This window comes from Nitrosarchaeum sp. (assembly GCF_025699065.1).
Lineage (GTDB): Archaea > Thermoproteota > Nitrososphaeria > Nitrososphaerales > Nitrosopumilaceae > Nitrosarchaeum.
Genome location: NZ_JAILWF010000006.1, coordinates 82,658 through 109,109, shown reverse-complemented (window position 1 = coordinate 109,109; position 26,452 = coordinate 82,658). Strand labels below are relative to the sequence as shown.

31 protein-coding genes and 2 tRNA genes are annotated in these 26,452 nt (G+C 33.4%); 13 read left to right on the top strand and 20 right to left on the bottom strand.

Annotated elements, in window-relative coordinates:
- The first annotated feature begins 43 nt into the window (after positions 1-43).
- Positions 44-1,087, top strand: a complete 1,044-nt coding sequence (locus K5782_RS07970; protein ID WP_297465577.1) for a phosphate uptake regulator PhoU — start codon at positions 44-46, stop codon at positions 1,085-1,087.
- 46 nt (positions 1,088-1,133) lie between these two features.
- On the opposite strand, the gene K5782_RS07965 is transcribed toward K5782_RS07970, so the two are convergent.
- The 5 genes from K5782_RS07965 to K5782_RS07945 form a co-directional block, all read right to left on the bottom strand.
- Positions 1,134-2,705, bottom strand: coding sequence for a hypothetical protein (locus K5782_RS07965; RefSeq protein WP_297465575.1), 1,572 nt, complete (start codon positions 2,703-2,705; stop codon positions 1,134-1,136).
- 206 nt (positions 2,706-2,911) lie between these two features.
- Complete coding sequence (pstS, locus tag K5782_RS07960) at positions 2,912-4,162, bottom strand: phosphate ABC transporter substrate-binding protein PstS (RefSeq protein ID WP_297465572.1); 1,251 nt, start codon at positions 4,160-4,162, stop codon at positions 2,912-2,914.
- 116 nt (positions 4,163-4,278) lie between these two features.
- Positions 4,279-5,064: an ABC transporter permease gene (locus K5782_RS07955; protein ID WP_297465570.1), complete on the bottom strand. Its 786-nt coding sequence runs from the start codon at positions 5,062-5,064 to the stop codon at positions 4,279-4,281.
- Positions 5,061-6,056, bottom strand: a complete 996-nt coding sequence (locus K5782_RS07950) for an ATP-binding cassette domain-containing protein (RefSeq protein WP_297465567.1) — start codon at positions 6,054-6,056, stop codon at positions 5,061-5,063. The genes K5782_RS07955 and K5782_RS07950 overlap by 4 nt, the downstream gene beginning before the upstream one ends.
- 201 nt (positions 6,057-6,257) lie before the next feature.
- On the bottom strand, positions 6,258-6,710 hold the full coding sequence (locus tag K5782_RS07945) for a PRC-barrel domain-containing protein (RefSeq protein WP_297465565.1): 453 nt from the start codon (positions 6,708-6,710) through the stop codon (positions 6,258-6,260).
- 87 nt (positions 6,711-6,797) lie between these two features.
- Here K5782_RS07945 and K5782_RS07940 point away from each other — a divergent pair, with 87 nt between their 5' ends.
- Entirely contained in the window at positions 6,798-7,118 is a 321-nt protein-coding gene (locus tag K5782_RS07940) for a nitroreductase/quinone reductase family protein (protein ID WP_297465563.1), read from the top strand.
- On the opposite strand, the gene K5782_RS07935 is transcribed toward K5782_RS07940, so the two are convergent.
- A complete protein-coding gene (locus tag K5782_RS07935) occupies positions 7,099-7,743 on the bottom strand; it encodes a hypothetical protein (protein WP_297465561.1) in 645 nt (214 codons plus the stop codon). The two genes, K5782_RS07940 and K5782_RS07935, sit on opposite strands and share 20 nt — an antisense overlap.
- Before the next feature lie 81 nt (positions 7,744-7,824).
- On the opposite strand from K5782_RS07935, the gene K5782_RS07930 reads away from it, so the two are divergent.
- Positions 7,825-8,307, top strand: a complete 483-nt coding sequence (locus tag K5782_RS07930) for a hypothetical protein (RefSeq protein WP_297465559.1) — start codon at positions 7,825-7,827, stop codon at positions 8,305-8,307.
- A gap of 5 nt (positions 8,308-8,312) precedes the next feature.
- Here K5782_RS07930 and K5782_RS07925 read toward each other — a convergent pair whose 3' ends face one another.
- Together K5782_RS07925 and K5782_RS07920 are read right to left on the bottom strand one after the other, a co-directional pair.
- A complete protein-coding gene (locus K5782_RS07925) occupies positions 8,313-8,672 on the bottom strand; it encodes a tetratricopeptide repeat protein (protein ID WP_297465557.1) in 360 nt (119 codons plus the stop codon).
- A 50-nt stretch (positions 8,673-8,722) separates the two neighbouring features.
- Entirely contained in the window at positions 8,723-10,240 is a 1,518-nt protein-coding gene (locus tag K5782_RS07920) for a peptidase (protein ID WP_297465554.1), read from the bottom strand.
- 80 nt (positions 10,241-10,320) lie between these two features.
- On the opposite strand from K5782_RS07920, the gene K5782_RS07915 reads away from it, so the two are divergent.
- Positions 10,321-10,485, top strand: coding sequence for a hypothetical protein (locus tag K5782_RS07915; RefSeq protein WP_297465552.1), 165 nt, complete (start codon positions 10,321-10,323; stop codon positions 10,483-10,485).
- A 35-nt stretch (positions 10,486-10,520) separates the two neighbouring features.
- Here the strand turns inward: K5782_RS07915 and K5782_RS07910 are convergent, their stop codons facing one another.
- A complete protein-coding gene (locus tag K5782_RS07910) occupies positions 10,521-10,664 on the bottom strand; it encodes a hypothetical protein (RefSeq protein WP_007549872.1) in 144 nt (47 codons plus the stop codon).
- Positions 10,665-10,717: 53 nt separating this feature from the next.
- Positions 10,718-11,602, bottom strand: a complete 885-nt coding sequence (locus K5782_RS07905; RefSeq protein ID WP_297465550.1) for a hypothetical protein — start codon at positions 11,600-11,602, stop codon at positions 10,718-10,720.
- 110 nt (positions 11,603-11,712) lie between these two features.
- Between K5782_RS07905 and K5782_RS07900 the strand changes: the two genes are divergently transcribed.
- A tRNA-Glu gene (locus K5782_RS07900) sits at positions 11,713-11,788 on the top strand.
- Between the two features lie 36 nt (positions 11,789-11,824).
- Here K5782_RS07900 and K5782_RS07895 read toward each other — a convergent pair.
- Complete coding sequence (locus tag K5782_RS07895) at positions 11,825-13,237, bottom strand: MFS transporter (RefSeq protein ID WP_297465548.1); 1,413 nt, start codon at positions 13,235-13,237, stop codon at positions 11,825-11,827.
- 109 nt (positions 13,238-13,346) lie between these two features.
- On the opposite strand from K5782_RS07895, the gene K5782_RS07890 reads away from it, so the two are divergent.
- The 3 genes from K5782_RS07890 to K5782_RS07880 all read left to right on the top strand — a co-directional run bounded on the left by K5782_RS07890 (position 13,347) and on the right by K5782_RS07880 (position 14,857).
- Positions 13,347-13,481 (top strand): hypothetical protein, encoded by a 135-nt coding sequence (locus K5782_RS07890; protein ID WP_297465546.1) that lies wholly within the window; start codon positions 13,347-13,349, stop codon positions 13,479-13,481.
- A gap of 62 nt (positions 13,482-13,543) precedes the next feature.
- Positions 13,544-14,059, top strand: a complete 516-nt coding sequence (locus tag K5782_RS07885) for an SHOCT domain-containing protein (RefSeq protein WP_297465544.1) — start codon at positions 13,544-13,546, stop codon at positions 14,057-14,059.
- 144 nt (positions 14,060-14,203) lie between these two features.
- The gene (locus K5782_RS07880) at positions 14,204-14,857 is read left to right on the top strand and encodes a DNA repair helicase (protein WP_297465542.1); all 654 of its coding nucleotides are present in this window, start codon (positions 14,204-14,206) and stop codon (positions 14,855-14,857) included.
- Here the strand turns inward: K5782_RS07880 and endA are convergent.
- Positions 14,854-15,417: a tRNA-intron lyase gene (endA, locus tag K5782_RS07875; RefSeq protein WP_297465540.1), complete on the bottom strand. Its 564-nt coding sequence runs from the start codon at positions 15,415-15,417 to the stop codon at positions 14,854-14,856. The two genes, K5782_RS07880 and endA, sit on opposite strands and share 4 nt — an antisense overlap.
- A gap of 95 nt (positions 15,418-15,512) precedes the next feature.
- Between endA and K5782_RS07870 the strand changes: the two genes are divergently transcribed.
- Complete coding sequence (locus K5782_RS07870) at positions 15,513-16,022, top strand: 50S ribosomal protein L16 (RefSeq protein ID WP_297465539.1); 510 nt, start codon at positions 15,513-15,515, stop codon at positions 16,020-16,022.
- Here K5782_RS07870 and K5782_RS07865 read toward each other — a convergent pair.
- A complete protein-coding gene (locus K5782_RS07865) occupies positions 16,014-16,277 on the bottom strand; it encodes a hypothetical protein (RefSeq protein ID WP_297465537.1) in 264 nt (87 codons plus the stop codon). The two genes, K5782_RS07870 and K5782_RS07865, sit on opposite strands and share 9 nt — an antisense overlap.
- Before the next feature lie 63 nt (positions 16,278-16,340).
- Here K5782_RS07865 and K5782_RS07860 point away from each other — a divergent pair.
- Positions 16,341-16,417 (top strand) — tRNA-Gly (locus K5782_RS07860).
- A gap of 1 nt (position 16,418) precedes the next feature.
- Here K5782_RS07860 and K5782_RS07855 read toward each other — a convergent pair.
- Positions 16,419-16,850 (bottom strand): hypothetical protein, encoded by a 432-nt coding sequence (locus K5782_RS07855; RefSeq protein WP_297465534.1) that lies wholly within the window; start codon positions 16,848-16,850, stop codon positions 16,419-16,421.
- Entirely contained in the window at positions 16,843-18,111 is a 1,269-nt protein-coding gene (locus tag K5782_RS07850; RefSeq protein WP_366069566.1) for a cation:proton antiporter, read from the bottom strand. Before K5782_RS07850 ends, K5782_RS07855 begins: the two co-directional genes overlap by 8 nt.
- Positions 18,112-18,573: 462 nt before the next feature.
- On the opposite strand from K5782_RS07850, the gene K5782_RS07845 reads away from it, so the two are divergent.
- Entirely contained in the window at positions 18,574-20,091 is a 1,518-nt protein-coding gene (locus K5782_RS07845; RefSeq protein ID WP_297465530.1) for a chemotaxis protein, read from the top strand.
- On the opposite strand, the gene K5782_RS07840 is transcribed toward K5782_RS07845, so the two are convergent.
- The 4 genes from K5782_RS07840 to K5782_RS07825 are packed head-to-tail and all read right to left on the bottom strand — an operon-like array spanning position 20,088 to position 24,329.
- Positions 20,088-22,130, bottom strand: coding sequence for a cellulose synthase family protein (locus tag K5782_RS07840; RefSeq protein ID WP_297465528.1), 2,043 nt, complete (start codon positions 22,128-22,130; stop codon positions 20,088-20,090). The genes K5782_RS07845 and K5782_RS07840 overlap by 4 nt on opposite strands.
- 53 nt (positions 22,131-22,183) lie before the next feature.
- A complete protein-coding gene (locus K5782_RS07835) occupies positions 22,184-23,134 on the bottom strand; it encodes a 4Fe-4S binding protein (protein ID WP_297465526.1) in 951 nt (316 codons plus the stop codon).
- Between the two features lie 36 nt (positions 23,135-23,170).
- A complete protein-coding gene (locus K5782_RS07830; protein WP_297465524.1) occupies positions 23,171-23,482 on the bottom strand; it encodes a hypothetical protein in 312 nt (103 codons plus the stop codon).
- Position 23,483: 1 nt separating this feature from the next.
- Complete coding sequence (locus K5782_RS07825; protein WP_297465522.1) at positions 23,484-24,329, bottom strand: sulfurtransferase; 846 nt, start codon at positions 24,327-24,329, stop codon at positions 23,484-23,486.
- 92 nt (positions 24,330-24,421) lie between these two features.
- Here K5782_RS07825 and K5782_RS07820 point away from each other — a divergent pair, with 92 nt between their 5' ends.
- Entirely contained in the window at positions 24,422-25,237 is an 816-nt protein-coding gene (locus tag K5782_RS07820; protein WP_007549856.1) for an NAD(+)/NADH kinase, read from the top strand.
- Positions 25,227-25,733 (top strand): nucleotide-binding protein, encoded by a 507-nt coding sequence (locus tag K5782_RS07815; protein ID WP_007549854.1) that lies wholly within the window; start codon positions 25,227-25,229, stop codon positions 25,731-25,733. The genes K5782_RS07820 and K5782_RS07815 overlap by 11 nt, the downstream gene beginning before the upstream one ends.
- On the opposite strand, the gene K5782_RS07810 is transcribed toward K5782_RS07815, so the two are convergent.
- Complete coding sequence (locus tag K5782_RS07810; RefSeq protein ID WP_297465519.1) at positions 25,692-26,450, bottom strand: rhodanese-like domain-containing protein; 759 nt, start codon at positions 26,448-26,450, stop codon at positions 25,692-25,694. The two genes, K5782_RS07815 and K5782_RS07810, sit on opposite strands and share 42 nt — an antisense overlap.
- Positions 26,451-26,452 lie beyond the last annotated feature (2 nt).

Genomic DNA, 26,452 nt, shown 5'->3' with positions numbered 1-26,452 from the left:
CGTAAACTAAATTGTAATTAGGAAAAATTCAATAATACAAGCAGTGAAAATAACTGAAAACACCAAACAGACAAGGAAAATACAGTTGAGTGGAGGTTCCACATACATAATATCATTACCAAAAGAATGGGTCGAGGAATTAAAAATTAAAGTTGGGGAAAATGTGACTGTAGTAAAAAACTCAAATGAATCATTAACACTATTTCCAAGAGAACATAGTAATGATAAAAATGAGACTATAGCGATCATAAACTCCAGTCAAAAGGATTCAGGAGAATCAGTTAAACGAAAAATTATTGCAGCATATCTTGCAGGATACAAAACTATTCGGATAAAGACCAAAGGAATGAAGATTCCTACAGAACATTCCAGAAGCGTACGTGATCTAGTTCATTCATCTATGATAGGTACAGAGATTGTGGAATCCAGTTCCGATGCAATAACTATTCAGATTTTAACTAGATTGCCAGAATTATCATTTGAATCTGCATTAAAAAGAATGTATCTAATGGCAACCAACATGATAAAAGAATCAATAGAAGCATTAGAAGAAATGGACATTCCACATGCAGATGAAATTGTCAATATGGATGACGAGGTCGATAGATTTGGGCTATACATGCGACGAAATTTAGTCTTGGCAGTTGAAAATCAAAGCGTACTTGAGGATATGGGATTAAAACGACCATCAAACTGTCTTGAATATAGAACCATAGTAAGCAAAATAGAAAGAATAGGAGATCACGCAAGTCTAATTGCAAAGAGAATTAAATTTGTCGAAGATGAAATTGATTCAAAAATTATAATTAAAATTAAAAAATTATCTGAAAAAGCCCTACAAGTTTTTGAAGATGCAATTACTGCGGTTCAAAATCATGATTTTCAAAAAGGGGAAAATGTCACAGAGAGCATAAGTCAAGTGATTAATGAGGAAAAAGAGATAATGGCAAAAATCAAAGATGCTGAAAAAAATTCCACAGTAATTAAATTTGTTTTAGAAGACTTGAGAAGAATTGTAGAATATTCGGGAGATATTGCAGAAATTGCAATCGATGAGAACATTCAAAGTATCATTTCTAAAGAATAGAACAAATACAAACTGTTTAATAAAAAATAAAAAGAATGGAGAAGATTTATTGTTTCACAGTAAATCCAATTCGCCATGAATCTGTATTTCTTAGATCACTGGTGCTTTGATTCTGTGCTTTTTCAGATACATTCATTGCTTCAAAAGATGGATTTGATGGATGATATCCAGTACATTCAAAGTTGTAAGTGCCAACTAAGGCAAATCCATTTGCACCCACATATCCTTCTTCAGCATTAAAAGAAGTATCTACATCATAGCTTGCTACACGACATTGATCATAGTTGTATGTTTTGACCAATTTGCCGTTGTGCACTATATCCACAACCACTGAAAACAAACCTTGATAGTCTGTACCTGCAGGCCCACGTGTTCTTATTAGATCTACAGCTTTGTACAAAACTGGAGTATCACCAACAACACCTTGCAGTTGGAACGAAGGTGTCAATCGGCTTATTTTTTGGCTAACCTTTGTAACGGTGGAAGATGTTTGTTTGAAGAATGGAAAATTGAGAGTTTCCTTTTCACCATGTGGTAAAATTATCGTAGTAAATGCCTGAGTCATTCCACCCATCATATAGGGATTGGATTGTACAGTGTTTTCACTTGGATAATTTTTTGTAGTTAATCCAGCACATGTTACAGTTATGTCTTCAACAATTGCAAACCCACTTTTTCCAGTGTAACCCTCTTCTTTATCAAATAATGTATCTACTTTGTATTCCTCTATTCGACAATCAGAATATTTGAGCGTTCTAAATGTCTTAGAATCATTTGCAAAATCTACATTGACTTGAAAGTCATCATTGTATAATGATGGCTGACCTGCAACTTTTTTTGCTTTTTCAATTGCATTATCTAACAGCTTATGAGGTTTCACAATTCCTTGAACTGTAAAGCTTGGACGGTCCTTTGATTTTTCGTCAAATCCAGTATTTAGTTTAAAGACTGGAAAATCTATTCGTTCAGCACCATCATTAAAATAAAATGTTGCATAAGAATGAACGTCTTCAGCTAATTTTTGGGAATGTTTCCCATAATCAACAAGGTTGTTTTGTGAATACACGTTTCTGTCATACTCGTTTGCGTATGTTTTCTGCACTACTCCCATACAATCAAAGTCAATCACATTAATGATTGCAAATCCAGTTTTTGTTGTTGTATAGCCTTCTGCATTATCCAATACAGTGTCAGTAGTTGAGCCACTCACTTTACAATCAACATAATGAAGATTTTTTTGAACTACTCCTCCTTTTACTAAATCAACATCAACTATGAATTTTTTATAGTTATATTGAGTTTCAGCCGGAGCTAATCTGAAATCATATTCTTGATCCATAGCTTCATTGAGAAGTGGATAGTCCCCAACAATTCCTTGTAATTGGAATTCAGCAGCAGAGTTTGCAACATAAGATGTGGTCATTTTAAAGACTGGAAAATAAGTTTCTTCTACTCCATCTCTAAATGTGAACGTTACTTTGGCATATGTGTCTTCAACCATTTTATAATTGGTTATAGATACAGCAAATGCTTCATTTGCTGAAACGGTTATTGACATAATTGCAAATATTGCAATTACACTTAATGTCGTCATAGCTATTGCGTTTTTTGTATTCATTGATGAAATAAATTAATCAGAGAGTATAAACCAGATCAACATTTTCTACATATAGAACATAATGATAGATAGTTGTCGTAATACTATATAGAACAAAAACAGAAATAAAAAAATTTGAGATGTTAATATTAAATCTTAAAAATATAATTTTAAAAATAATTATCAAAATAAAAACATGAAAATATAATTACAAAAAAAGAAAAAAATTAGATTTTGAGAATACCTTCTGAAATAAGATATTGTAGTCCTTTGATGTAGTCATCGTCTGTGATCAAGCCATCTGCCCACCACTTTGCATTGTTTCTAATCCAATCTGGAAGTTTTGAACTTGGTTTTGCAGAACCTCCATTCCAAAGAACTTCACCGTCATATGTAACACGCGATAGTCCTTTTTTATCCAAATCTATAACTTGGGTAGGTAGAGGAGCATACAATAGACTAGATGAAAATTGCTGTCCATCAGTTATCATCCAATGAATCATGTGGATTATAGCTTTTGCTTCATCTTTACTCTTTGTCACTTTTGCTAGATCTTCATACACAAGAAGATATGAGAAACTTGCAATAGGATATGAGTTAGGTCCAGGTGCATTCACAATAGATACTGCAGACCAATCTGCTTCTGCTGCTGGAAGTTTAGATATGATTCCGGCTGCGGCATTACTGATAGTATCTATAGTTGGTTCAACGAAATTAGTTTTGTCACCGTTTTGAATGTGTGCAAAAGACATTCCAGTTTGGAATGCATATGCTAACTCAACATAACCTATAGAATACTTTGTGGATTTTACTATTCCTGAAACTCCTTCATTTCCTGCAGCAGCTAAACCTGTTGGCCAAGGAACAGATTTTCCTTTTCCAACTTGTTTATCCCAACCATCAGGATCAATTTTTGAAAGATAGTCAGTAAACACAAATGTTGTTCCAGATCCATCTGAACGATGTGCAACCAAAATTTCTTTTCCAGGAAGATTAAGTTCAGGGTTAATATTTTTAATGGCAGGATCATTCCATTTAGTAATCTTTCCCATAAAGATATCTGAAATTATCTTTCCAGTTAATTTCAATCCGCTATTTGGTATTTCAGGAATATTGTATACCACTGTAACTCCTCCAATAGTTTCAGGGATATGGAGTGTTTTTGGAGCTAATTCTCTCTCACTAGAAGTCAATGGTGCATCAGATGCTGCAAAATTCACAGTCTTCTCAATGTGTTGCTTTACTCCACCTCCACTGCCAATTGACTGATAGTTTAGGTTCACGTTGTCAAAATCATTGTGATATTCAACTCTCCATAAATCAATCAAAGGAAATGGAAATGTTGCACCTGCTCCATTAAGATTGTATGTCTTATCAGAACTAGGAACATCGGGGGCTGTTGCGGCATTTGCACTTAGTGGTGCCATAATAGCAACTATAGTTGCGATCATAAGCAATGATGTTTTCTTTGTTATCATTGAAGTATCATATTTCGTAATTTATTTAGCAATGACAATAATAGATTACGAAAAAACAATATCACTCCATGGACTATATAGAAATCATATGTTTATTTTTATATGATTAAATTATGCTAAAATGGTTTGTTGACTTCTCGTGTAAAGACATAGCTTGCCAAACCAATCATTACTAAAACAAATACAGCAATTACTCCAATACTTAAGAATGCAGAAATTCCTCCTTCAGAAACCCCAGTCATCATCTCTCGAACAAGTAAAACGGTGTAGGTTACAGGATTGAATTTTGCTATAGTTGCCAACCAATCAGGGAGTAACTCTAGTGGAAAAAGGGCTGGACTCAACATGAATAAAGGCATTCCAAGAAAATTAATCACTCCCCAAAAAGTCTCTTGAGACTTTGCAGTTGCAGCAACGATAACAGAAATTCCAGAAAAACCAAGAGAAAATAATATCACAATTGCCATTATTGGTGCAATCATTAACAGATTTGGAAAATTTACACCGATTGCCAAAGCAATTCCTATAATTAGACTAGATTGCATTGCAGAGATTAAAGAGATTGCCGACATTTTTCCCAATGCAATAGAGGAACGTGAAATTGGAGATGTTAATGCCTTGTTCATAAATCCATACCGTCTATCCCACAATGTATTGACTCCACCAAAAATACTCGTAAAAATTGCAGTGAGTATTATCACACCTGGCGCCATAAATTCAATGTATTCTCCTTCAAATCCAACAGATTGAATCAAGGGTTGAGTTCCAGAAAAAGTGTTACCAATTACAATAATCCAGATTGCAGGTTGAATTAATCGAATTAAAACTCCACTACGAGATTTTTTGTATCTTTTCATCTCTCTCCAAAATACAGTATAAGTATCATACATCAGAGAATTCATGCACGTAACCTCTTCATCTTTGCATGTTCACGCTTTCGATTAAATCCTGCATCATCATCTCGCATTTCCCGACCGGTGTAAGAGATAAAGACATCATCCAAAGTTGGCTGAGTCAACGAGATGGAAATAATTTTAATTTCAAGTGTGGATGAGATTTTAAAAATTTCAGGAATTACTTGTGTTCCATTTGATGTAAAAATTGTTAACTTGTCATTATCTTTGTTTATCTTTTTAACATATTCAATTTTATGCAGTTGTGATAAAAAATCATCAGAATTCTTGCTTTCAAATTTTAAAGATATCACTTCATTACCCATGGCATTTTTCATATTTTCTGGAGTATCAATGATTTGAATCTGTCCGTGATCAATAATTCCAATTCTATCACATAGTTGATCAGCTTCTTCCATGTAGTGAGTTGTAAGAAAAATAGTCATATTGAATTCCTGATGTATTTTTTTTATGTATTCCCAAATCTTTCTACGTGTTTGAATATCCAAGCCCACCGTAGGCTCGTCTAAAAATAATATTTTGGGATGATGCAATAATCCACCTGCAATATCCAATCTCTTTCTCATGCCACCAGAATAAGTAACTACAGAATCATTTTGCTTATCAGTTAATTCAATTAATTCCAAAATTTCATCAATTCTTTTATTGATTTGATCTTTTGGGATATGATTGAGTCTTGCTTGCAATAGCAAGTTTTCTCTTCCTGATAGATATTCATCAACAGTAGATTCTTGTTGTACATATCCTATACTTTGACGAACTTGTTTTGCATGTGTCATTACATCAAATCCAGAAACAAGAGCTTGGCCAGATGTTGGTTTGAGTAACGTGGTAAGTATCATAATTGTAGTACTTTTACCTGCACCGTTAGGACCAAGAAATCCAAATATTTCACCAGATTCAACTGCAAAAGAGATATCATTTACAGCTTTTACAGTACCAAAAGTTTTTGAAAGAGATCTAGTCTCTACTGAGTACATATTCTGATCGATTATTACAATTATAAATTGTTAAGTGTTAATTATCTCACAAAAAATTTAAAGGTCATTTTAGTCAGTCACAACATGAAAGGGCTCTGTCAAAAGTGTCACACATCAAATGTCGAGATTACATTGGATAAAGGAATTCCTATCTGTCTTAATTGCAATAAAAAACCATAACTAAAGAATTCTTAAAATAGATTATTCTAATTTTTTGTATCCTTCTTTTGTTACTTTAAGAATAAGTTTTTCGCCAATTCCCCAAATTTCAGATTTAGAGATTATTTTTGAGTGCAATATGCCATCTCCGATTTCAATAGACTCTAGTTCGTGAGTATCAGGGTTTTTGTGTAATCGTTTTACTTTGCCTATTTTATGACCATCAATGTCAACTGCTGGAATTCCAGTTCTAATTGGAGGTCTACCAAGCAGTAAAGTTTCCTCTGTGAATTTATCAATGTAATCAGCACCAAGGAAATAGTCTTTGTTAAATCCTTGATGAATGGTAACTCCTGAAACGATTAGAGTTTTTTGATTAATGTGAATATGTTTGACTTTGCCATAAGAGATTCCTTCTCTGTCTATGACTTTTTTTCCAACAAAGTCATCGGCTGTGGCTGTATTTTCAGGCATATCTTCGAGTTTAACTGACATGAGTTACTGTAGTCAGATTTGCTTATCATACCAAATATCATAATTTTCTAGCAATGAGGTTAAATTACTTGACAGAAGTATTGCCTAATGGTAATGAGCCAAGTATTTCGTGCAGTATTAAGCACAAAAGGCAGAAAGACAGGCAAAATACATTCAGTAATGCTTCGTGCTGTAAAGTATAATGAAAAAATCTATTTTTCAAGACATAGACCAGATGGAGACTGGTTCAAAAATGCCATGACAAATCCAGATGTAATCATAGAATATGGCAATTCGAGGTATACGGGCAAGGCAAAAGTAGTTGAAGACGAAAAACTAGAGAAAAAGATTTCTCAGTTAAAATATCCCGGTGAAAAAAGAGCGGAAGAAAAAAGAGTTGCAATAGAGATTACACTATATGAACAATAGTGGTTAATCCCCTTCGTTCAAACTCTGCATCATTTTCCATTTCACTAACAGTAACAGTAAATGATATGACATCACGTTGTTTTGCATTTTCTGCATGTAGTTTTAGATGAATATCCATTAGATCAAATTCTTTTGTTGGCAAATCAGATTCATCTAAAAATGCACCACATGTAGATTCAATTCTAAATCTATCATCTTTAAAATGAAAACCTAGCTTTGTCTTTCTTCCCTGCCTGCCGCTTGATTTTACATTTACATCTATAATTCCAGGTTTTGCCATGGTGTAACTTGATTTACCATTTACAAAAACACCAAACTCTAATGGTTTTCCTGCTGTAGATTCTGCCATCTTTTGAATTCCATCATTCATAACAACATCAACTGCTTTGATTGTTTGGGCAACTTTAGCAATCCAGTCATTTGTTCTTTCTATAGTTGAGCGAATTCCATTTCGTCTAATTTTGTCTTCATCTTCTGGAAGTTTGTAATAATCAACCCATGCTTCATAATCATGAGATATTTCTTTGATAAAATCCATGCAAGTTATTTTGTAGTCATTAACATTATCTGTTCTTTCAGAACCATCATCGATTCGTACACCGTTATAATCCATCGGCATTGCCATAATGACAATTATTTTTACATCTAAAAAAACTAATCAGGTCACAAGATTAATGAATATAACCGGTTTCAAATTAATAATATCATGTTATTCACAGAAATAGTAACAGATCTTCAACAACAGCTAAAATCAAATCTACCACAAATTCGCTTCATGTTAAAGAAAAATCCAGGCATGGCATATGCAAGAATAGTAGAGATTGGCAAGGAAGTTGGCAAAAAATACAATATCAAACTAGTCGTTAATTTTCCAAAAGAAGGAAGAATCGAAGAGTTTGAGATGTATGGAAAAAGAGATCTTAGCTTGATTGTAGATTATGATAAAAAGAGATTTCCAATTAACCGAGAATTAATTAAAGAAAAGGCAAAAGAAGTTTTAGGAGATATTAAAGTTCAAGACGCTTACATGTATGATAACAAAGAAGGAGTCAGAGTGTTTACAGATAACTGGAAGATTGACATTTTGCCTCATTCAGTTCACATCTGGACTGAATTTGATCAAAACGTTACAAAGTTTTGTGATTGGTTATTAGAAAATGCATATGAGATGAAAAATAAAACAGATTAAATGCTTTAAAGAGATTCTAACTTTTCAAGCAGACCGTGTGCTTCATAGTTTTCTGGTTGCAGTTTTATGATTCTTTTGCAACAATCAATTGCTTCATCTTTTTGTTGTAATGCAAGATGAACATTTGTTTTTAGAGTCAAAGTCTCTACATCGTCGGGAGCCATTTGAGCTGCTTTTTCAAAATACGGAATTGCTCTTTTTGCGTCTTCTAAAATAAAATAGATGCTCCCCATCATAAACATATAATCAGGATCATTTGAAAATTTTTCCTCCAAACTCTTTCCAAATTCAAGTGCCTCTGAATAATCTCCGTTTTTAACTAATTTTTTTAGATGTCGTTTCGGATAACTGAATAACCCTGTCATTTAATCAACTTGAAAATCAAACAATTTGAATGTACATGAAAATAGTATTTTTAATCAAGCCATGATGCAGGACCAGAGCTACTTGAACTAGAAGTTGAAGCTGCTCGAGGAACTTTCATAATTCCTTCTTTGATCAAAAATTGGAGTCCTTCGATAAAGGATTTATCGTCAATTGAGCCATCAGCCCACCATCCAGCATTATTTTTAATCCAAGATGGAATTTGTTTAGCAGTAGAACTGGTGCCTTGGGATGTTGGTGGAATTTTAATTATGTTCTCTTTGATCAAAAACTGGATTCCTTGAACAAAGGAGTTGTCATCAATTGAGCCATCAGCCCACCATCCAGCGGTATTTTTAATCCAAGATGGGATGTTTGAGGTAGTGGAACCACCAGTCTTTGCAGATATTGGAAGATCAATTACAAGATAATCAATTGGGTTTGATGGAACTATTCCCTGTGGGGATAATCCATATACATAAACAACAAAATGAGCAATACCAGGTTTATGATTAACAGTCATGTCAATAGTGGCTTGACCAGATGGTGAATATAGATAATCATATCCCTGATCTTGTGCAACAGAACGTAATGGTGGTAAAGTAAATTTGTCATCTACAACCATAAGATCAAACTGAACTTGATTCAAAAATTCAGTGTCATGAAATTTACTAAGGAAATTTAATTGCCATTTCATTGGACATCCCTCAACTGGGAAATCTGGACTATAGTAAGCATGGATTTGATATTCAAAATTTTTGGTTGGTTTCTTTACTGACTTGTTTAAAGCATCAGTACTTGGACATCCTTTAAAATCAGAAATATTGTCAGTAGAAGAAACATTTGCAAATGGATCATTAACAATATTTTGTTTGTATTCTAGTAATTCAAACTCATATTCTGTAGGTGGGATTCCAGAAGATACATGAGTATATGTATGAGCTTTTACTGGAAATGGGAAATTATCAACAACATAAACATGGCTTCTAACACCGCCGGTCTTCCATGAGATATCAACAGTATCAAATGTTCCAGCTCTTACAGTTACTTTTTCAATAGCAAGTGGGATTATTTGTTCACCACCAATGTTTCCAATTTTTCCCCAAGATTTAGCAGAGAATTTTTTTGGTCCTTTATCACCACCTACATCATATCCATTTGCAAAAGCAGATAACCATACAATAGAAGATTTGAATGCACTTCTATACACCAAAAGATTGTCAGTTCCTCCAGATGGTTCAGGAGCTAGTTTTCCAATTTCCATATTTCCTTTAATTATTTTATTTCCATCATAAACTACAACATCAACAAGCCACTTGTCTTCACTTCCAGTTTTTACATCACCTTTAATCCATAAATCCATTTCAAAAGGAACGCATTCACGATAATTTACATGACATAAAGAATATGAAAAGAAATCACCTTTTTTGAGACCCTCTCCTGCAAACCATGTTGGATCACCTGGAAGTTCAACACCACCTGCTTGAACTTGAGCCATTGCAGTTGGAATTGAATATGAACCTAAAATCATAATTGAAGAAATAGCTAAAACTAAAAACAATGCCTTCATTTCACAAAAAAATGAGCGTTACGGATAGTTAAACGTTATTCAAATAAGCAAATATAGAGGAAAAATCAAGAATTTACAGAATGTGTGAATGCTCAAAAGTTCACTTGTATGAAGTAGAGTTTAAGCTTGACGGAATGACTGTAGTTCCAACTCATAAAAATTGTGGATTTTCATTAGATGAAAAACAATCCGACAAATTCCAAAAGGAATTAGTAAAATCTTGGGGAATTGAAGAAGAAGAATAATTAAAAAGAAAAAATAAAATTAAAACAACTTTGATTTACAGTTGTTTGACTGCTTCTTTACAAACGTCAGTTTTACATTTGCAATCTGCGCTGCATATACAATGACCTTGCATATCACAATCACATGAGTAAGTTGGATCGCCGCTGTCTGCTTCGCATCCACATGCTTGATCTGTCATAGATACGCAATGTAATTACTTATTTTAAAATGTTAGTACAGGATTATAGAAAATTACGCACTAGAGACAAGGCTCAGAACAGTATTGCATGATTTTTGAATGAGTTTTGCCTGTTGTTCAAGCAGATTAGAGTCAGCTTCAATATCAAAGGCTACTCGGAGTATGTGGATTAGATCTGGCTGGTGGTCTATTTTGTCTTTGATCTTTTCAAAATTATCCCTATTCACATATCCCAAATAAAAATAGCAATCTGAAAGCATCGAGTTTTTTATGAAATAGTCTGATTTTTGTTGAATTATTTTTGAATGATTATTTTGTTCTATTTTATCAGAAAAACCGAGAGTTGATTTGATCATTCTTTCTAAAAGTGGAATAGTGGCTCTTTCAATTCCAATAGTTTGATTTATAATTGAAATGTGCTCATTTATTTGATTTTTCTTGAATTTTCGCATCGTATCCAACATGTGAGTTGGGTTTGGAGCAGATAGATTTAGAGAATAAATTGCATCGGCCAAAAAATAAGATGCACAAATTTGCCAACAAGACGAAAATACATTTGAAGTGTTAATTCCTTCTTTGGTTTTTTCACAACAAAAAAGAGAATTAAACAGACAATTTTTTGCATTATCTTTGTAAAGAATAGAACGTTTCTCTTTTATTTTTGATAGAAACATTCGAAGTTCCCATGATTCATCATGAATAATTTGCATTCCATCGTATTTTACAAGAATATTAGACTTGGTTTCATTTAATGAACCATGATGAATTTTTATAAAGTTATTATCATATGAGATAATTTTTTCTGTCTCAGATTTATTATCAAATATTGTAATATCATAGTCGCAAGAATCAAAAAATGAATTAATTGCTCTACATCCTCCAAGACCAACAGGGAAAGTCGCCAAAGATTGTTCTTCAATAAATTTTTTCAAGTCCATAAAATTATTAATTTAGAATTTTGTATAAAGCAACGTACTTACTAATTTTTACCAAAGACTCATTGTCAAAACATTTCCTTTAAATTGAGATTGAGATTGTTTTGGAACAAGCTCCTGTGGTGTAGTCCGGCTAAGCATACTGCCCTCTCAAGGCAGTGATCTCGGGTTCAAATCCCGACGGGAGCATTTAATTTTTGATAATTCATTAATTTTAGGTTCGATTTATGCAGTAATTTTTCGGTTTAGCGTAATGGCAAAACCAACAGATACAAGTGATATTGCAAATGCTGTAACAAAAATCATAGTGTATGCTTCATGGGTTGGAAAGCTACCTGAAACTCCCTCTATTGTACCTCGATGCATTTGCTGAAACATTCCTGCAATAGAAGGCCCAATGGATTGACCAATCAAATTAAAAAGTAATGTCATGCCAAGTGCTATTCCTGCAAACTGAATTGGAGTAGATAACAAAACAATGTTAAATCCACCAATAAATGCAAGGGACAACCCTGCAGCAATTATCGCTAGAGTAACTGTTACCATGTAATCTGTAGAATGGAATATCAAAAGACTAAAGAATCCAACAGTACCCACCACTGTTCCAATTACTGTGAGTCTCTTGTTTCCAATCCTCTCTAGTGCAAAACCTGACAAGATACTACCAACTAGAAAAATTACCATAAATGGCATCTGAACTGTTGCAGTTGTTAGTTCTGAACCTCCAAAACCTAATGGTTGTGGGCTTTGTATCATAATTGGAATTGTTTGATACACCATGAAAGTGCATAATCCTGCAATAAGCAAAATCAACATTCCAAAAAGTAGCATTTTATTTTTCAAGAGTTTTATATCAATTAAGGGGGATTTTACTTTTTTCTCTATTGCGATAAATATTATTAAGGATATAACGGTTATAGCAAAAAATACAATGGATTCAAAAACATCTCCTGTGTTGTTTTCCAAGTAAGAGATACCAACTAGAAATGAAATTATTGTAATGGCAAGAAAGATGGAACCTTTGATGTCTAAAGAAATTTTATTTTCTGAAATATTTGATAGTGATTTTACATGAATGAATTTCAATATGAATAAACCAAGCAATACAGCAATAGGAAAAACTGTAAAGAATGTTGCATGCCAACCATAATTTTGAATAATATTTGCACCCATCAACAAACCTAATGTAGCACCAGCTGGAAACGTTGCAGTAAAAATTGATTGTCCAACTGCTAATTTCTTTTCAGGCAACACTTCCCTAATTATTCCAAATGCGATTGGGAACATAGAAATGCCCACCCCCTGAGCTACTCTTGCTGCAATCATAAATGGTAAATTATCTGCAAATCCTCCTGCTAAGATTCCTGCAGAATAAATTGACATTACAATTAGCAATATTTTTTTTCTGCCATACACATCAGATAACTTGCCAGCAATCGGGGTTGCAACTGCGCCTGCAATCATGTATGAAGATAAAATCCACGAGGACGTGCTATATGGCATGTCAAATTCTTCGATAAGGGTAGGTATTGCTGGCAGGATCATCGTTTCAGCATACATTGCAATTAACCCCAAGCAGCTAATGGTTCCAAGGACAAACCAAGCTGAACGAGTAATTTTTTCATTTTCTACGGTCAATTTATGAGCAAACAAATCCAATTTTCAAGTTTAAAATACCTTTACATGAAAAAGAAAGATAAAATTGAATAATAATGGGCTAAGAATTTAACAATTATTGCATTGATAAATGATAATTGCAAATTTAATTGGAATTGTAATTATTACAAATTTTGAGTTGTTTTCCCAAGAATGGTTAATTGGAGTTATTATTGGAACCGTGATAGTTACAGGATTAATAATATATTCAAAAATTCGTAAATAATTTTTATCGATCATTTCATTATATACTTGAATCTTTTTATGAGATTACATCAAGTTAAAAATATGGAAATAAAATCAGAAAAATCAATTAAAGAATATCTAAAGACATTACCTGATGACACAATCATAAAATATTATCTAGATGTAGAGTTTAGTCCATTTCCAATTTTAGTCATTGAAGAGTATACAAGGAGATTTAAAAGAAAAACCAAGAATGAAATTCTCAAAGATCTAAAGTTTCACGCTCATCTTGCACGTAGAAAAACACGTGAATTAAGCAACATGGCAAAAAAGCACACCCTAGTAAATGAAATGACAAAACAGAAATCTGAAGAAATTATTAGACAAGCAAAGAAAAAGGGAGTTAGCATCGGTGGAAAAATTATCAAAAAGAGCAGCAATATAGGTAATAAATTAAAAAAAGGTACAAAATCAGGCATTCAAATGGGAAAGGATTTCAAAAATCCAACACGCAAACATCTAGAATTAATTGAAAAACTTGCAGAATTAAAAAAAGCAGGAATAATTACAAATAAAGAATTTCAAGAAAAAAAGAAAAAAATTCTTTCAAAAATTTAATTGCTCAATAAAATCAAACATGCCATCTTTTGATCAAAGATTTCTTTATAAGTAAAATGACACAAGTAACTAACAAATCATTGAATATTAGTAAAATTGGCAAAGAATTGTTTGTTTAAATAACAAAATCATATTAAAAAAATATTGCGATTACGAGACATCAAGTTTGAAGAAGAGTATCGTTCAGATAGAAATGATATAGTTGCAGAATTTTTCTTTCCATGTCTATCTACCTGTACAGAGTACGACAGATGTGTTGACTTTTTATCAATACGAAATCTAGCAGGTATTGCATTTGGTTTTGATAATTTTACTTCAGGTAAAGCAAGATTAAGAATGATTACAGGCAATAGATTCAAAATATCAGATCTTAACTTACTAACAAAACTCTTCAATGAAAAATACACCAAACGTTTTGATGGAAAGTTAATCAAAGATGTTAAAATTCAAAAGCTACAAGATTTCATAAATAATGGCCAAATTGAATTAAAAATAGCGATTACAAATTCAGAAATGGTTTCAAATTTGTTTTCAGAAAGAATTGGCATATTCAAAGATGGAACCGGAGATGCAGTAGCATTTACTGGAACATCATCATCGCTTTCTACCAACATTAGAGATTTTGAATCAGTAGACGTATTTACATCATGGAATGATAAATCCCGAATAGATAGAAAGATTAAAGATTTTGAAGACTTGTGGGAAAACAAGACACAGTATGTTCAAGTTCATGACTTTATGGATGCAGAAAGAAACAATCTTTTGAAATATTCACCTGAATGGGTATTTGAAGTTTAGAGTTGAGATAGTTCTTCTAGACCTGTTTTGTTTTCATAAAAATTCATTCGGTTAATTTTATAATAAATTACTTCTCCACGTCTTTCAATAACAGCAATTACAGGTTCTTTGCCCATCTGAGTTATTTGTTCAATTTTTTTCTGAAGGGTGCCCATTTTCTCTTGCTGACCTTCATTGAGACCAAAAATTAGAAATTTTGCCCCTTTTTCACCAAATTGTCCTCGTTCATAAACTCTAAAATCAGAACCAAATCCAAATCCATCTTTTACAACATATCCTCTAGTTTTCAAATCTCGATAAATCAAAAATTTTGTTAGAGTTTCAGGATCATTTTTTTGGCAGACACTCAATAAATCATCAAAATTAATTTGCTTTTTACCCTTACGAAGAATCAATTTATCAGAATATAACAGATAAAGAGACTCAAATGACTTTAAGAATAATTTTTCTTTTTCAATTTCACCAAATCCTTTGAGTTGAAGTTCATGAATCATTTCTTTATCTATGATACAAGTTTGATCTGAGACCAATTCACCTTTCACTAAAGGGGTATCTTCCATAATGAGAGAAGGTTGATGGTTTTCCATATAAGCATTGGAGATACGAATGAAGGTTGTCTAACCGTTAAAATATGGGCATTCAGGGTGAAATTATCATGCATGGCGCTAATTATAGAGTTGGAAAGGGGCAACCATTCTGTAGAAAAGACTTCATCAAAGGCAACCCACAGATAAAAATTGCAAAATTTCAAGGAGGAAAAAGAGCAAACTATGATTATTGTGTCCAATTACTTGTAAACGAAAAAGTCCAGATTAGACATATGGCAATCGAATCATGTAGATTATCAGCAAGTAAAAAACTCGAAGAAGTTACTGGAGAAACAGGTTATTTTGGTAGACTCAGAATTTATCCTCATGTATTACTAAGAGAAAATAAAATGGTTGCAACTGCAGGTGCAGATAGAATTTCAGAAGGAATGAGAAGAGCTTGGGGCAAAGCTACAAGTTTAGGCGCTAGAGTTGCACGTAATCAATGCATTATGGAATTTTATGTTAATGCACCACATTTAGAAAAAGCAAAAGAAGCTCTCAGAAGTGCATGTGTAAAAATACCAGGAACTCCAAACATCAAAGTAATTGACTGGCAAAAAAAGATGTCACCATAAATTTTCTAAATCAGATTTTCTACTTTTAACAAATTCTAAAAATTCTGCAAATTCGATGTCTGTTGGTTCACGACCTAGAATTCTTTTTGTTTGATAATAAAATGCGTTGTATAGTCTTCCAACAACAATACCAAGTGCAAATGATTTTGAATCATCAATATCAGATAGGAATTGAATTAGCTGTTGTATTTCCTCTTTGTTTGAAATAGTATCATGGATCTTTTGCTTAATTTTCTCCATCAGTATTTCATCCATAAGTTAACTACGTTACATTAGTTAAAAACAGTTTAATATCCAAATTCATCCCTTAGGATTGTTGCAGTTATAGTACAGTTTGGTTAATATTCGAGCTTGCCAAGTTCGTGACCCGGGTTCAAATCCCGGTAACTGCACCATCTATCTTTGATTATTTTGTTCCAACCCGCGTTGTATAATTTCTAACGCATTTTCAGCTTTTTCAGGCTTGGGTAGCTGAATCATAAAGACATTATCTTTTCCATATGTAGATTTTGGGGAGGAGAGTGCAATCATTGAAGTTTTTGCAAGAGACTCAAAAAAGAATAAATCTTTATTTGCATTGATTAAAAGTTTTTCAACAATCCCATCTTGAGAAAATGTTAAGATAACTTCTACAAAAACATGACCTAGCCCATCTTGCAATATGTTAAGATCAGTATTAATTGCAAGGGATTTTCCAGCAACTTTAGAAATTATTTCATCATACTTTCTTTCTTCTAAAATAATACATGGAACGTCTTTTCCTTCAAAATCAAATGTAGTTACACCATCATGAACTTGTTCAGATAATTTTTTTAGTTCATCAGACATTTTTCTTTTCAAATATTGGTATTACCTTATCACTGGCACGTATCATAAATGGCGTGATAAATGCAGTTACAATAGAAATCACACCAATCAATGGGAACAAAAATGTACTTACAGCACCAATATCAACTCCAGTTTTGATTATAACAATTGAAAATTCGCCTCTAGGAGCAGCTAGTGTGAATGCAGAACGAATTGCCTTTCCACGTTTTTGACGGAATATAATACTGCCAATAACGTTTCCTCCAAATTTCATACCGATTGCAATTGCAATTAGAGCAATAGCCAAAACAATATAGTTTTGAAGCTGAGAAACATCCATCAGTGCACCAACTGATATGAAAAAGATAGCTACGAACATGTCTTTAATCGGACTTGCCAACAGTTTGGAAACTTCAGAGGATTTAGATTCTGCAACTAGCACTCCTGCAAGAAACGCCCCTATAGCAACGGACAAACCAACAAGATTTGCCAATAAAGCGTAACCAAAACATACACCTAACACACTAAGTAACAAAATTTCACGATGCTCAGTTGCCGCTACTCTATCTATTAGAGGTGTGATGAGTCGGGTTCCAAGAGTAAATGTTCCAACAATCATTCCGATTGCAACAATAATTACAATCAAAACAGATTCTATGGATACAGTTCCAACCAAAGCGATTGATTGTAAAGATGAAATTAAAATTACAGCAATTATGTCTTCTACAATCAATATTCCCAATACAAGAATAGTTGATTCTCGTTTGATTCTTCCCATCTCTTCTAAAATCTTTACAATAACAGCAGTACTGGAAATTGAAAGTGCTGCAGCAATAAATAGAGAATCCATGGAATTTAATCCAAGCATAGTTGCAGCATAAAAGATTACACCAAGTGTCATAAATAGGCCAACCGTACCAACACCGATAGCCATTTTTCCAATGCTTTTGATTTTTGCATAAGGAAATTCAATTCCTATTACAAAAAGAAGTAGTATAACACCAATTTCTGAAAAAAGATTAAGTGCTGATAAATCAGTTAGAATTCCCACGCCTTTCATCACATCAGGAATACCCACAGGAGGAATAAGCCAAGACCAAAGAGGAGACAAAGGTCCCAACAACATACCAGCAAAGAGATATCCAATGATCAGAGGCTGTTTAATTTTAAAAAAAGCAAGAGTCACAATTGCCCCAATAATCATGATAAAAGCTAAATCTGTGACAAATGATCTATGAAAGTCAGTAATTGGATTAAAGACAGCTATAAACTGTTCAAACATTGTAGAAATTTCAGACAGGTCAATCTGAAGAAAAGAGATATCCACAATAAGCTTGAACGAATTTGTTTAAAAACAGTTGCGCATACAGCAAAAAGGATTTATGGAATTCAACAATATTTTTTCAATTAGTTATATTTTGAACCTCTTTATGCTGAATGTTCATTAATCTAATTGCAGAATGATGAGTAGGTCAACTGAAAATAATGTAGAGAAATGACCTGGGGTATCTGACTGCATAATTGGTAACATCACAATTACCCAAGCATTAATAGTACGGTACCATACCGTACTATATGATTCAATGTGAATATTGCCCAAGAGGATTTATCGAGACTTCTAATGGGCTAGCAGAAAAAACATTTCATGAGTTACTACATGAACCAGAAGTTGTCAACAAGTAACTCATTACATTTTTTATTTTACACCTAACTTTTTTAACATCATATTGCAATGTTAATTGATATGGTGGTAAAGGAGCCAAAGAAAGCAGATAAAGTTTCAAAAAAAGCCGTAAAACGTGAACCAACACCAGCAGCCATTTTAAAGAAAGTAGCATCAGTGACAGATTCTAGTAAAGCATTACAAAAAGAAATCAAAGTAATGTCAAAAATTTTTAGCGATAATCAGAAGGTACTCGTATCAATGAAAGGCATGATTGATACTTTAGCACAGACATTAGAAAATATACAAAAACAATCAAAACAAATTAACATTTTAGAAGACGATACGCAGAAACTTTTCGCAGGACTAAATCAAGTAAGAACTCAAGCTAATATAGTTACAAAAATTAACGAGCAAACAGTTAGACTACAAGAAGAAGTACACAAAATAAATGAATTACAAAAATCATCTCCAAAAACTCTAGAGTTAGCCCAGCAAGTAGAAGACAGTATGAATTCGATGAGAAATAATTCACAGATGATAATAAAAATTGCACAAAGAATTGACGAAGTAAGAGATGATCTTAGAAAGGTAGCTGGAAAAACAGATTCATTGTCAAACATCGGTAATGAGATTGACAATCTAAAAAATAGCATTGAAGAAGTAACCAAAAAAACTGGAAATATTGATGTGTCATCACAGGTGATATCCAGCTTGAATCAAGAGTTGGGAAAAATAAAAGACGATGTAAATTCTGCATCAAAACTCAGAACAGAGTTAGACGCAATTAAAATTGCAATTGATGCAGTTGCAGGTAAAGCTGCCAAGATTGATTCTTTGGGAGGAGTCATTGAGGGGTTAAAGCAACAATTTACTACTATAGCAGGAAATGCAGATTCTGCATCAAATTTGAGCATAAATTCCATTAAAAGCATATCTGGAAAAATCGATAAAATCGAGACTGAGATTAACTCATTATCGCATAGAGCAGATTCTACAGCATTTGTAGGGGAAGGATTAAAATCAGTTCAAGAAGATTTTTCAAATTTCAAAAAGAATGTTTTTGAGAAGACAGACAAAATAGAAGAAAAAATTTCTTCAGTCTCAGATATTTTAAAACGACAAGACGCATCAACTGCAGAATTTCACAAAAAATCAGATAGGATCTTTGAAGAGATGCAGCAGGTAAAAAGCACTACAAGTAAAGCATCTAGCGAATCATCAAAAGAAGTGATGGCATTACTAAAGCTGTCAGAATATCAATCAAACATCAGAATGCATGCAGAATCAAAGTATGGAGATTCAAAAGATCTTGAGAATATGGCAACACAAACTGCCGAGATAATCAATTTATTTGATAGATTGTCAATAGAAGCAGGAGAAAAGATTCCATTACCACATGAAGTAAGACAGTGGGCAGTAAGTAAAATTTTAGATTGTGCAGATAAATGGGAAGTAAGATTTAGTGACATCTTTACAATTCTAACAAATGCGATTGGCAAAGATCTACTGAAAGAATCAATTAGAATTCAACAGATCAGAGATATTTACGGAATTAGAGCTGTAGATGAAATTAGAACTGAATTGAATATTTCTTAGACGCCTGGTACTTCATCAAATGTGTTTAGTTGATCTTTCTTTCGTTTAAGAATTGCAAATATTCCTAAAATGGCAGCTATCCACATTGTACTAAATATGATATTAGAAATGCTGACAAACATGTACGGAGTTGCATCCATAATATTTTGACGAATAGATAAAGAGCGTTCACCAATGTTAGTCATGCCAGTTTGAAATGCGGCACTGTCGGGAGAAACGGTTGTAAGTGTTTGAGCAGTTACAAGCATATTTTCAACATCACGATCTATTCGAAGGAAGTTTGTAGATTCTGTCGGAAATACCCAAACTGGGTTTTTACTTTCAGGTAATTTTTCCATAACAATTGCCAAGTCTTGTTTAATTGCAGTTAAATGAATTTTAATGGCTTCTGGATCAGCTGAGCCGATTATGCCATCCAAGTTTCCACGTATCCTATCAAGGGGGTAAACATCAGCATGATAGCCGTTAATTGACATAAACGCACCAAAGATTATGATTCCAAGTACTCCAATCATTGCTAATTGGTATGTTCTTTTTTCCATCTTCTCTTTCTTGGTTAAAGCAGGAACATTGAGTGATTTATTTCTTTTAAAACTTGTATGAGAGAGACTCATAAAAGAGATATAGAAAAATCCGACGGTTTGTAACCCAATAATTGGTGCAAATACGGGGTTGTTTGAAAAAATTGAAATTAAAATTCCCATCAGACCATAAATTCCAAAAAAGATCTCAAGAAGAGTTGTTTTTGTAAATGGTAAATTGTATGACTTGTCTTTCCAGTTGTCTTTTTTGGTAACAATTCCATATTTAGGAGTCCTTAGAAATTCATTCTTTTTTCCAAAGATAGCATCAAACACTGCTACACTGTTATTGACAGACATTCCTGCATTGTAAACAAGCAGTGCTGGTAAAATTTTCACTTTTGATTTCCAGGATTTGTGGTACATACTTTGAATTATCATAATGTATGCACCTGGACCCATTGCAAGATACGTAGCAATGGTCAAAGCTGGAATAAAACTAACTAAATAGAGATTCATGTTAGAAGCTAAAAGAACAGGTAATGTGAGAAATTGAATAAGCATTAAAGGATAAACAATGTGACGAGTTAGCTGTACAAATGCCTGAATTTTTGCTTCGATACCAATTTTACGTTTTAGAGCAATATCTGTCAATAATTTAATTGCGCATTGGATGGAACCTTTTGCCCATCGAAATTGTTGTCTTTTTGCGGCATTCATTTGAGCTGGCAGTTCAGCGTTAACTACAATGTCTGGTAAGAAAAGACATTTCCAACCTTTCATTTGAGCTCTATAACTCAAGTCAAGATCTTCAACAAGTGTGGCAGTATGCCATCCTCCTGCATCAGATATACAATCAGTTCTCCAAATTCCTGCAGTTCCATTAAAGTTCATAAATAAATTAGAATTACTTTTTGCTTTTTGTTCAATTAGAAAATGAAAATCAAGACTGAGTGCTTGTGCTTGTGTAATTGCAGAATAATTTTCATTTACATGACCCCAACGACATTGAACTAGTCCAATGTTGGGCTTTACAAAATGAGGAATTGCTTTTTTGAGAAACCAGTTTGGTGGAATAAAATCAGCATCAAAGATTGCTACAAATTCAGTATCAGTAATCTCCATTGCGTATTTCAAAGCACCTGCTTTGTATCCCTTTCTTGTACCACGTCTAATGTGTTCAATTTGAAATCCTTGTTTTTTGTATGTATTAACGACATCAAACAAAAGTTCTACAGTATCATCATCTGAATCATCAAGAACCATTATCACCATCTTATCTTTTGGATAATCCATCGCACAAACTGCATCAACTAGTCTCTTTGCAACATATTTTTCATTATAGATTGGTAGTTGAATAGTAATTGTAGGAGTTCCCATTTCTATTGTTGTAGGATTCACTTTTCGTTTTATTGAGAGATATGTAAGATAGTAAAAGTTACAAGTGTATGCAGTAATAATAATGGCAGATATTATAAACAGATCAAAAACAAATACGTTAAATGGATTAAGGACCATCTTCTAATTTGACAAAATGTTTAGTCGCTATTTATAGTTGCAAAATAATTTACTTATTTTTGCTCAAAGATCTTAATTGCTTGTGGTGGACAAACGCCTTCACATGCAAGACAAAATATGCAATCTGGTTCTTTTGACATGAGTGGTTTTTTCTCAGATGCTGGATTACCAGGGGTATCGAACCATTCGTAGACTCCAACAGGACATGCCTCTATACATCCGCCATCGGCAATACAAATATCATAATCAACAGAGACAAACTCTCCCCATACACCAAGAATTCCATTGTTCGTTCCTTTTCTACCCCAAGTCTTGATTGTATATCCATTAGCATCAAAAGGAGTAGATGGTTTCATCTTTGATTTGTAAGCAACATCAATCGGTCCAGGCTTTGCTCCATCTGGAATTTCAATTTCAGCACCATCATCTTCTTCGATTTCATCTTCATTAGCTTCTGTTGCTTTTGGTTTAGCATTAAGAACAATTTTTGCAAGAGGAGTAAGATCTTCTAGTCTTTGTGTTGCTTGAGCATGATTAAGTTTCTCAGCTTTTGCAAGATATGAAATCATCTTATCTGCCAAAATAGTATTACGCAAGATAGTATCAATAACCATCTTTGCAAAATGATCTGCCTTTTTTCTATAATCTTTAACCCAATTTGGATCACCAAATTTCTCAATTGGGAAAATTTGATAAATAATATCAACCACTTCACCACTAACAATTTCAACTGTAACAGATAATTCTACTTCTTCGTATCCCTTTGCATCAGGATCTTTCATGTTTTGTTCTTTCCAGCGATATGTTGCAAAAATTCTATCTGCATATGCATCCATTTCAAATGCCTTTTTGAGACCATCATGTACAGATTTAATCTCCAAAGGATCTTCTAGTTTAATTGGTAATCTATAAAGTCCAAGTTTAAATCCATGAAGAGGATATACTCCACGTTTCGCTGTTGGTGCCTCCATTGACCAAACGCGATCTTTTAAAAGTAATGACATCTGGTTTTTATGAATTGAATTTCTTTAAAAAGGTTATCAGTCATTATCGTCAGGACAAGTAAGCTCCCTTAGTTCAGCATACTTTTTTTCCATTGCTTCAGCGTATTCGGAAATTTTAATGAGATTAAATTGGGTTTTTGGAAAATACCATCTAATAACCACCCAATGTCCAATTCCATCCATGTCATGAATCATGCCTTTATCAGCTGGAACATTTAGTTTTTCATCAACTGATGTCTCCTTTACTGTTAGCCCACGTTTGGTTTTGTCTTCTAAAATAAAATTACCAATACCATCTTTTATGAAATAAAATGATCCTTTCTGGAGTATTGGAAGGTCTAGTGACAAGTTATTTTTCCACAGGATTTCCGATCATGTTACCCCATTCAGTCCAGGAACCATCATAGTTTCTAACCTTTGAGTAACCAAGTAGATATTTTAAGACAAACCAACTATGAGATGATCTCTCTCCAATTCTACAATAACAGATAACATCTTTGTCTGGAGTTACTCCTTTTGACTCATAATTTTGTTTGAGCAGTTCTACAGATTTGAATGTGCCATCTGCATCGTTTACAGCAGTTGCCCAAGGAATGTTATTTGCCTTTGGAATATGTCCACCACGTTGGGCATGCTCCATTGGATATTCTGGAGGGGCTGTGATTTCTCCCGAGAATTCTTTTGGGGATCTTACATCTACCATAACAGTATCTTCTCTTCCTAATGCTCTGCTAACATCAAACAGATAAGCTCGGAGTCCTTCATCGGGAGGTTGTGCTTTGTATGTTGATTGAGGAATCTGTGGTTCATCTGTAGTGTATTCTTTGCTTTCTAGTTCCCATTTTTTTCGACCACCGTCCATGATTTTTATATTTTCATGACCATAGTATTTGAAAACCCAAAAAACAAATGCTGCAAACCAATTATTGAAATCACCATAAAGAATCACTTCAGAGTTTTCAGTAATTCCATTTTTCGACATTAGTGTTTCAAATTGTTTTTTATTAATAATATCTCTAGTGACAGGATCGTTTATGTCTCGTTTCCACCAAATTAAAGATGCACCTTTAATGTGTCCTTTTTGATATCCGTTAACTGGATCATAATCGACTTCAACTAATTTTCTATTTGTATTTGGGGGGTTTTTTGATACCCACTCTGTATCTACTAAAACTTCAGGATGTGCGTAATTCATGCTATTTTACAAATGGGATTCATACTTATTTGTTTTTGTAGTAAATTAAATAAAAAATATCTTTTTAACTAAATGAGATTTAGTAGAACTAGTTGAAACTTCAGAAAGTAGCAGTGGTTAGTAAAGTAGGTTCAAAAGAGTCTGAAGATGCTGCAAGAGTTATTACAAAAAAGTTTTTAGCAAGAAAATCCAAAGTTTACACAATTGCACCTGTAGAAGTAGAAGGTGCAAAAAAAGTAGAAGCATTAGATGAATTAAAAAAAGAAGATCTCGATTTGGTAGTTACTCTAGGTGGTGACGGTACAACGCTTAGAGTTTTTAGATATCTTGAAAATGAAACTCCAATTCTAACAATTAACGTAGGAGGAAACAGAGGAATACTTTCAGAGATAACAATAGATGAGATAGATGATGCAATTGATAAAATTCTAAAAGACAAGTTCTTTTTAGATAAGCGAACCAGAGTAGTGGCATCAAGTGGAGGTAAAGAGTTTCCACCAGCATTAAATGAGATATACATCTGCAGGACAAACCTTACAAAAACTGCCGAAATTGAGATAAAATTTCAAAATGATACAGTTAAGCAAAAGATGGATGGAGTCATAATTGCCACTCCAAGTGGATCAACGGGACACTCTTTTTCATTGGGTGGCCCAATTCTACATGAGAGTTTGGATGTTTTGATCATTACACCAGTAGCCCCAGTTTACAGATTAGAATCCATAGTAGTACCAGATGAAAAAATAGAAATAATATCATCCCATGATTGTAGTATAGTAATGGATGCACAGGTAGTAAAATCGGCAGGATATGGGGAACCGATAACTATAAAGAAATATAGAAAACCAGCAGTCTTTGTTAGATTGAAGAAACGAGGACTGAGACAGATGAGCAAACTTGGATTTTAGAATATTAGATGCGAGTGCATTTTATGCAGGAGTCCCATTTGGGTCAGCAAGTGATTGCTATACAACATCTCTAGTATACGAGGAGATAAAGCATATCAAAAAAAATGAGGATGCGCTTGGAACTCTCTTAGAGACTAATCGATTAAAAATAATGGATCCAGATAAAGAATCAACAAATACTGCAATAGCATCTGCCAAAGAAACAGGAGACTTTCCGCAACTATCAAAACAAGATATTTCAATTATTGCACTTTGTATTAATCTGCAAGGTGAAATTATTTCCGACGATTTTGCAATTACAAATGTTGCAAAAAACATTGGTTTGAAGATATCACCTATTATGACAAATACTTTTCAAGATGTCGGAAAATGGGTTCATTATTGTCCGGGATGTCATACAAATCATACTTCTGGAAAAGAGTGTCCTATGTGCGGTACTCCTCTAAAGAGAAAATTACTCAAGGGGGAGTCTCCTTCCATACCAGTCAACAAATGACCCATCATACAATTTGATGTTTTGATAACCGGCAATCATTAATTGTAAAAATAAACTTGATGCCCTGTGTCCATGCATGCAATAACATACAATTTCATTCTCTTTAGAGACATTACTTTGAGAGAAAAGATTTTCTAAAAAGTCCCTAGGTTGAAACAACTTTCCATCGTATGCTATCCCATCAGTAAATGGAATCAATTTTGAATTTGGAATATGACTTCCCATAAATTCTTGAGGAGTTCTTGCATCCAGAATTGTGAATTTATTCAGATTATCTTTAAGTTGTATAGCATCTACACGAATTTCAGATTTAATTTTTGGAATAAATTTTGCAGGTTGGAGAATAAATGATTTTTTTGTTAATTCAAATCCATTTTTTTGCAAGTCCATAATGGTTGCATCAAGCAAAAATGTTTTTTCATGTCCAAAGTAAAGTAGAGTCCATGCAATTCTAGCTGCAGAGGGATCCATAGAATCTCCAATAATTATTACAGTTTTTGAATCATCAATTCCAAGTGAGCCAAAAAGTTCAATGATTTTTTTCTCATCTGCTACCAAATTAGAACCATATTGATCAAATTGGATTACTTGATCTATTGTAAGTGACTGAGATTGTGGTAAGTGACCATACAAAAACATAGTTTTTGGACGAGTATCTAAAAGTATGATGTTTTGATCAGAGAGATGATCTTTTAACCAATTTATTGAGACTAGCATAC

Bases quoted from the DNA above. Each gene is read 5' to 3' on its own strand.
- K5782_RS07965 (WP_297465575.1), bottom strand. From the start codon at position 2,705: ATGAATACAAAAAACGCAATAGCTATGACGACATTAAGTGTAATTGCA.
- pstS (WP_297465572.1), bottom strand. From the start codon at position 4,162: ATGATAACAAAGAAAACATCATTGCTTATGATCGCAACTATAGTTGCT.
- K5782_RS07955 (WP_297465570.1), bottom strand. From the start codon at position 5,064: ATGAATTCTCTGATGTATGATACTTATACTGTATTTTGGAGAGAGATG.
- K5782_RS07950 (WP_297465567.1), bottom strand. From the start codon at position 6,056: ATGTACTCAGTAGAGACTAGATCTCTTTCAAAAACTTTTGGTACTGTA.
- K5782_RS07945 (WP_297465565.1), bottom strand. From the start codon at position 6,710: ATGTCAGTTAAACTCGAAGATATGCCTGAAAATACAGCCACAGCCGAT.
- K5782_RS07940 (WP_297465563.1), top strand. From the start codon at position 6,798: ATGGTAATGAGCCAAGTATTTCGTGCAGTATTAAGCACAAAAGGCAGA.
- K5782_RS07935 (WP_297465561.1), bottom strand. From the start codon at position 7,743: ATGGCAATGCCGATGGATTATAACGGTGTACGAATCGATGATGGTTCT.
- K5782_RS07930 (WP_297465559.1), top strand. From the start codon at position 7,825: ATGTTATTCACAGAAATAGTAACAGATCTTCAACAACAGCTAAAATCA.
- K5782_RS07925 (WP_297465557.1), bottom strand. From the start codon at position 8,672: ATGACAGGGTTATTCAGTTATCCGAAACGACATCTAAAAAAATTAGTT.
- K5782_RS07920 (WP_297465554.1), bottom strand. From the start codon at position 10,240: ATGAAGGCATTGTTTTTAGTTTTAGCTATTTCTTCAATTATGATTTTA.
- K5782_RS07915 (WP_297465552.1), top strand. From the start codon at position 10,321: ATGTGTGAATGCTCAAAAGTTCACTTGTATGAAGTAGAGTTTAAGCTT.
- K5782_RS07910 (WP_007549872.1), bottom strand. From the start codon at position 10,664: ATGACAGATCAAGCATGTGGATGCGAAGCAGACAGCGGCGATCCAACT.
- K5782_RS07905 (WP_297465550.1), bottom strand. From the start codon at position 11,602: ATGGACTTGAAAAAATTTATTGAAGAACAATCTTTGGCGACTTTCCCT.
- K5782_RS07890 (WP_297465546.1), top strand. From the start codon at position 13,347: ATGATAATTGCAAATTTAATTGGAATTGTAATTATTACAAATTTTGAG.
- K5782_RS07885 (WP_297465544.1), top strand. From the start codon at position 13,544: ATGGAAATAAAATCAGAAAAATCAATTAAAGAATATCTAAAGACATTA.
- endA (WP_297465540.1), bottom strand. From the start codon at position 15,417: ATGGAAGATACCCCTTTAGTGAAAGGTGAATTGGTCTCAGATCAAACT.
- K5782_RS07870 (WP_297465539.1), top strand. From the start codon at position 15,513: ATGCATGGCGCTAATTATAGAGTTGGAAAGGGGCAACCATTCTGTAGA.
- K5782_RS07865 (WP_297465537.1), bottom strand. From the start codon at position 16,277: ATGGATGAAATACTGATGGAGAAAATTAAGCAAAAGATCCATGATACT.
- K5782_RS07855 (WP_297465534.1), bottom strand. From the start codon at position 16,850: ATGTCTGATGAACTAAAAAAATTATCTGAACAAGTTCATGATGGTGTA.
- K5782_RS07850 (WP_366069566.1), bottom strand. From the start codon at position 18,111: ATGTTTGAACAGTTTATAGCTGTCTTTAATCCAATTACTGACTTTCAT.
- K5782_RS07845 (WP_297465530.1), top strand. From the start codon at position 18,574: ATGGTGGTAAAGGAGCCAAAGAAAGCAGATAAAGTTTCAAAAAAAGCC.
- K5782_RS07840 (WP_297465528.1), bottom strand. From the start codon at position 22,130: ATGGTCCTTAATCCATTTAACGTATTTGTTTTTGATCTGTTTATAATA.
- K5782_RS07835 (WP_297465526.1), bottom strand. From the start codon at position 23,134: ATGTCATTACTTTTAAAAGATCGCGTTTGGTCAATGGAGGCACCAACA.
- K5782_RS07825 (WP_297465522.1), bottom strand. From the start codon at position 24,329: ATGAATTACGCACATCCTGAAGTTTTAGTAGATACAGAGTGGGTATCA.
- K5782_RS07810 (WP_297465519.1), bottom strand. From the start codon at position 26,450: ATGCTAGTCTCAATAAATTGGTTAAAAGATCATCTCTCTGATCAAAAC.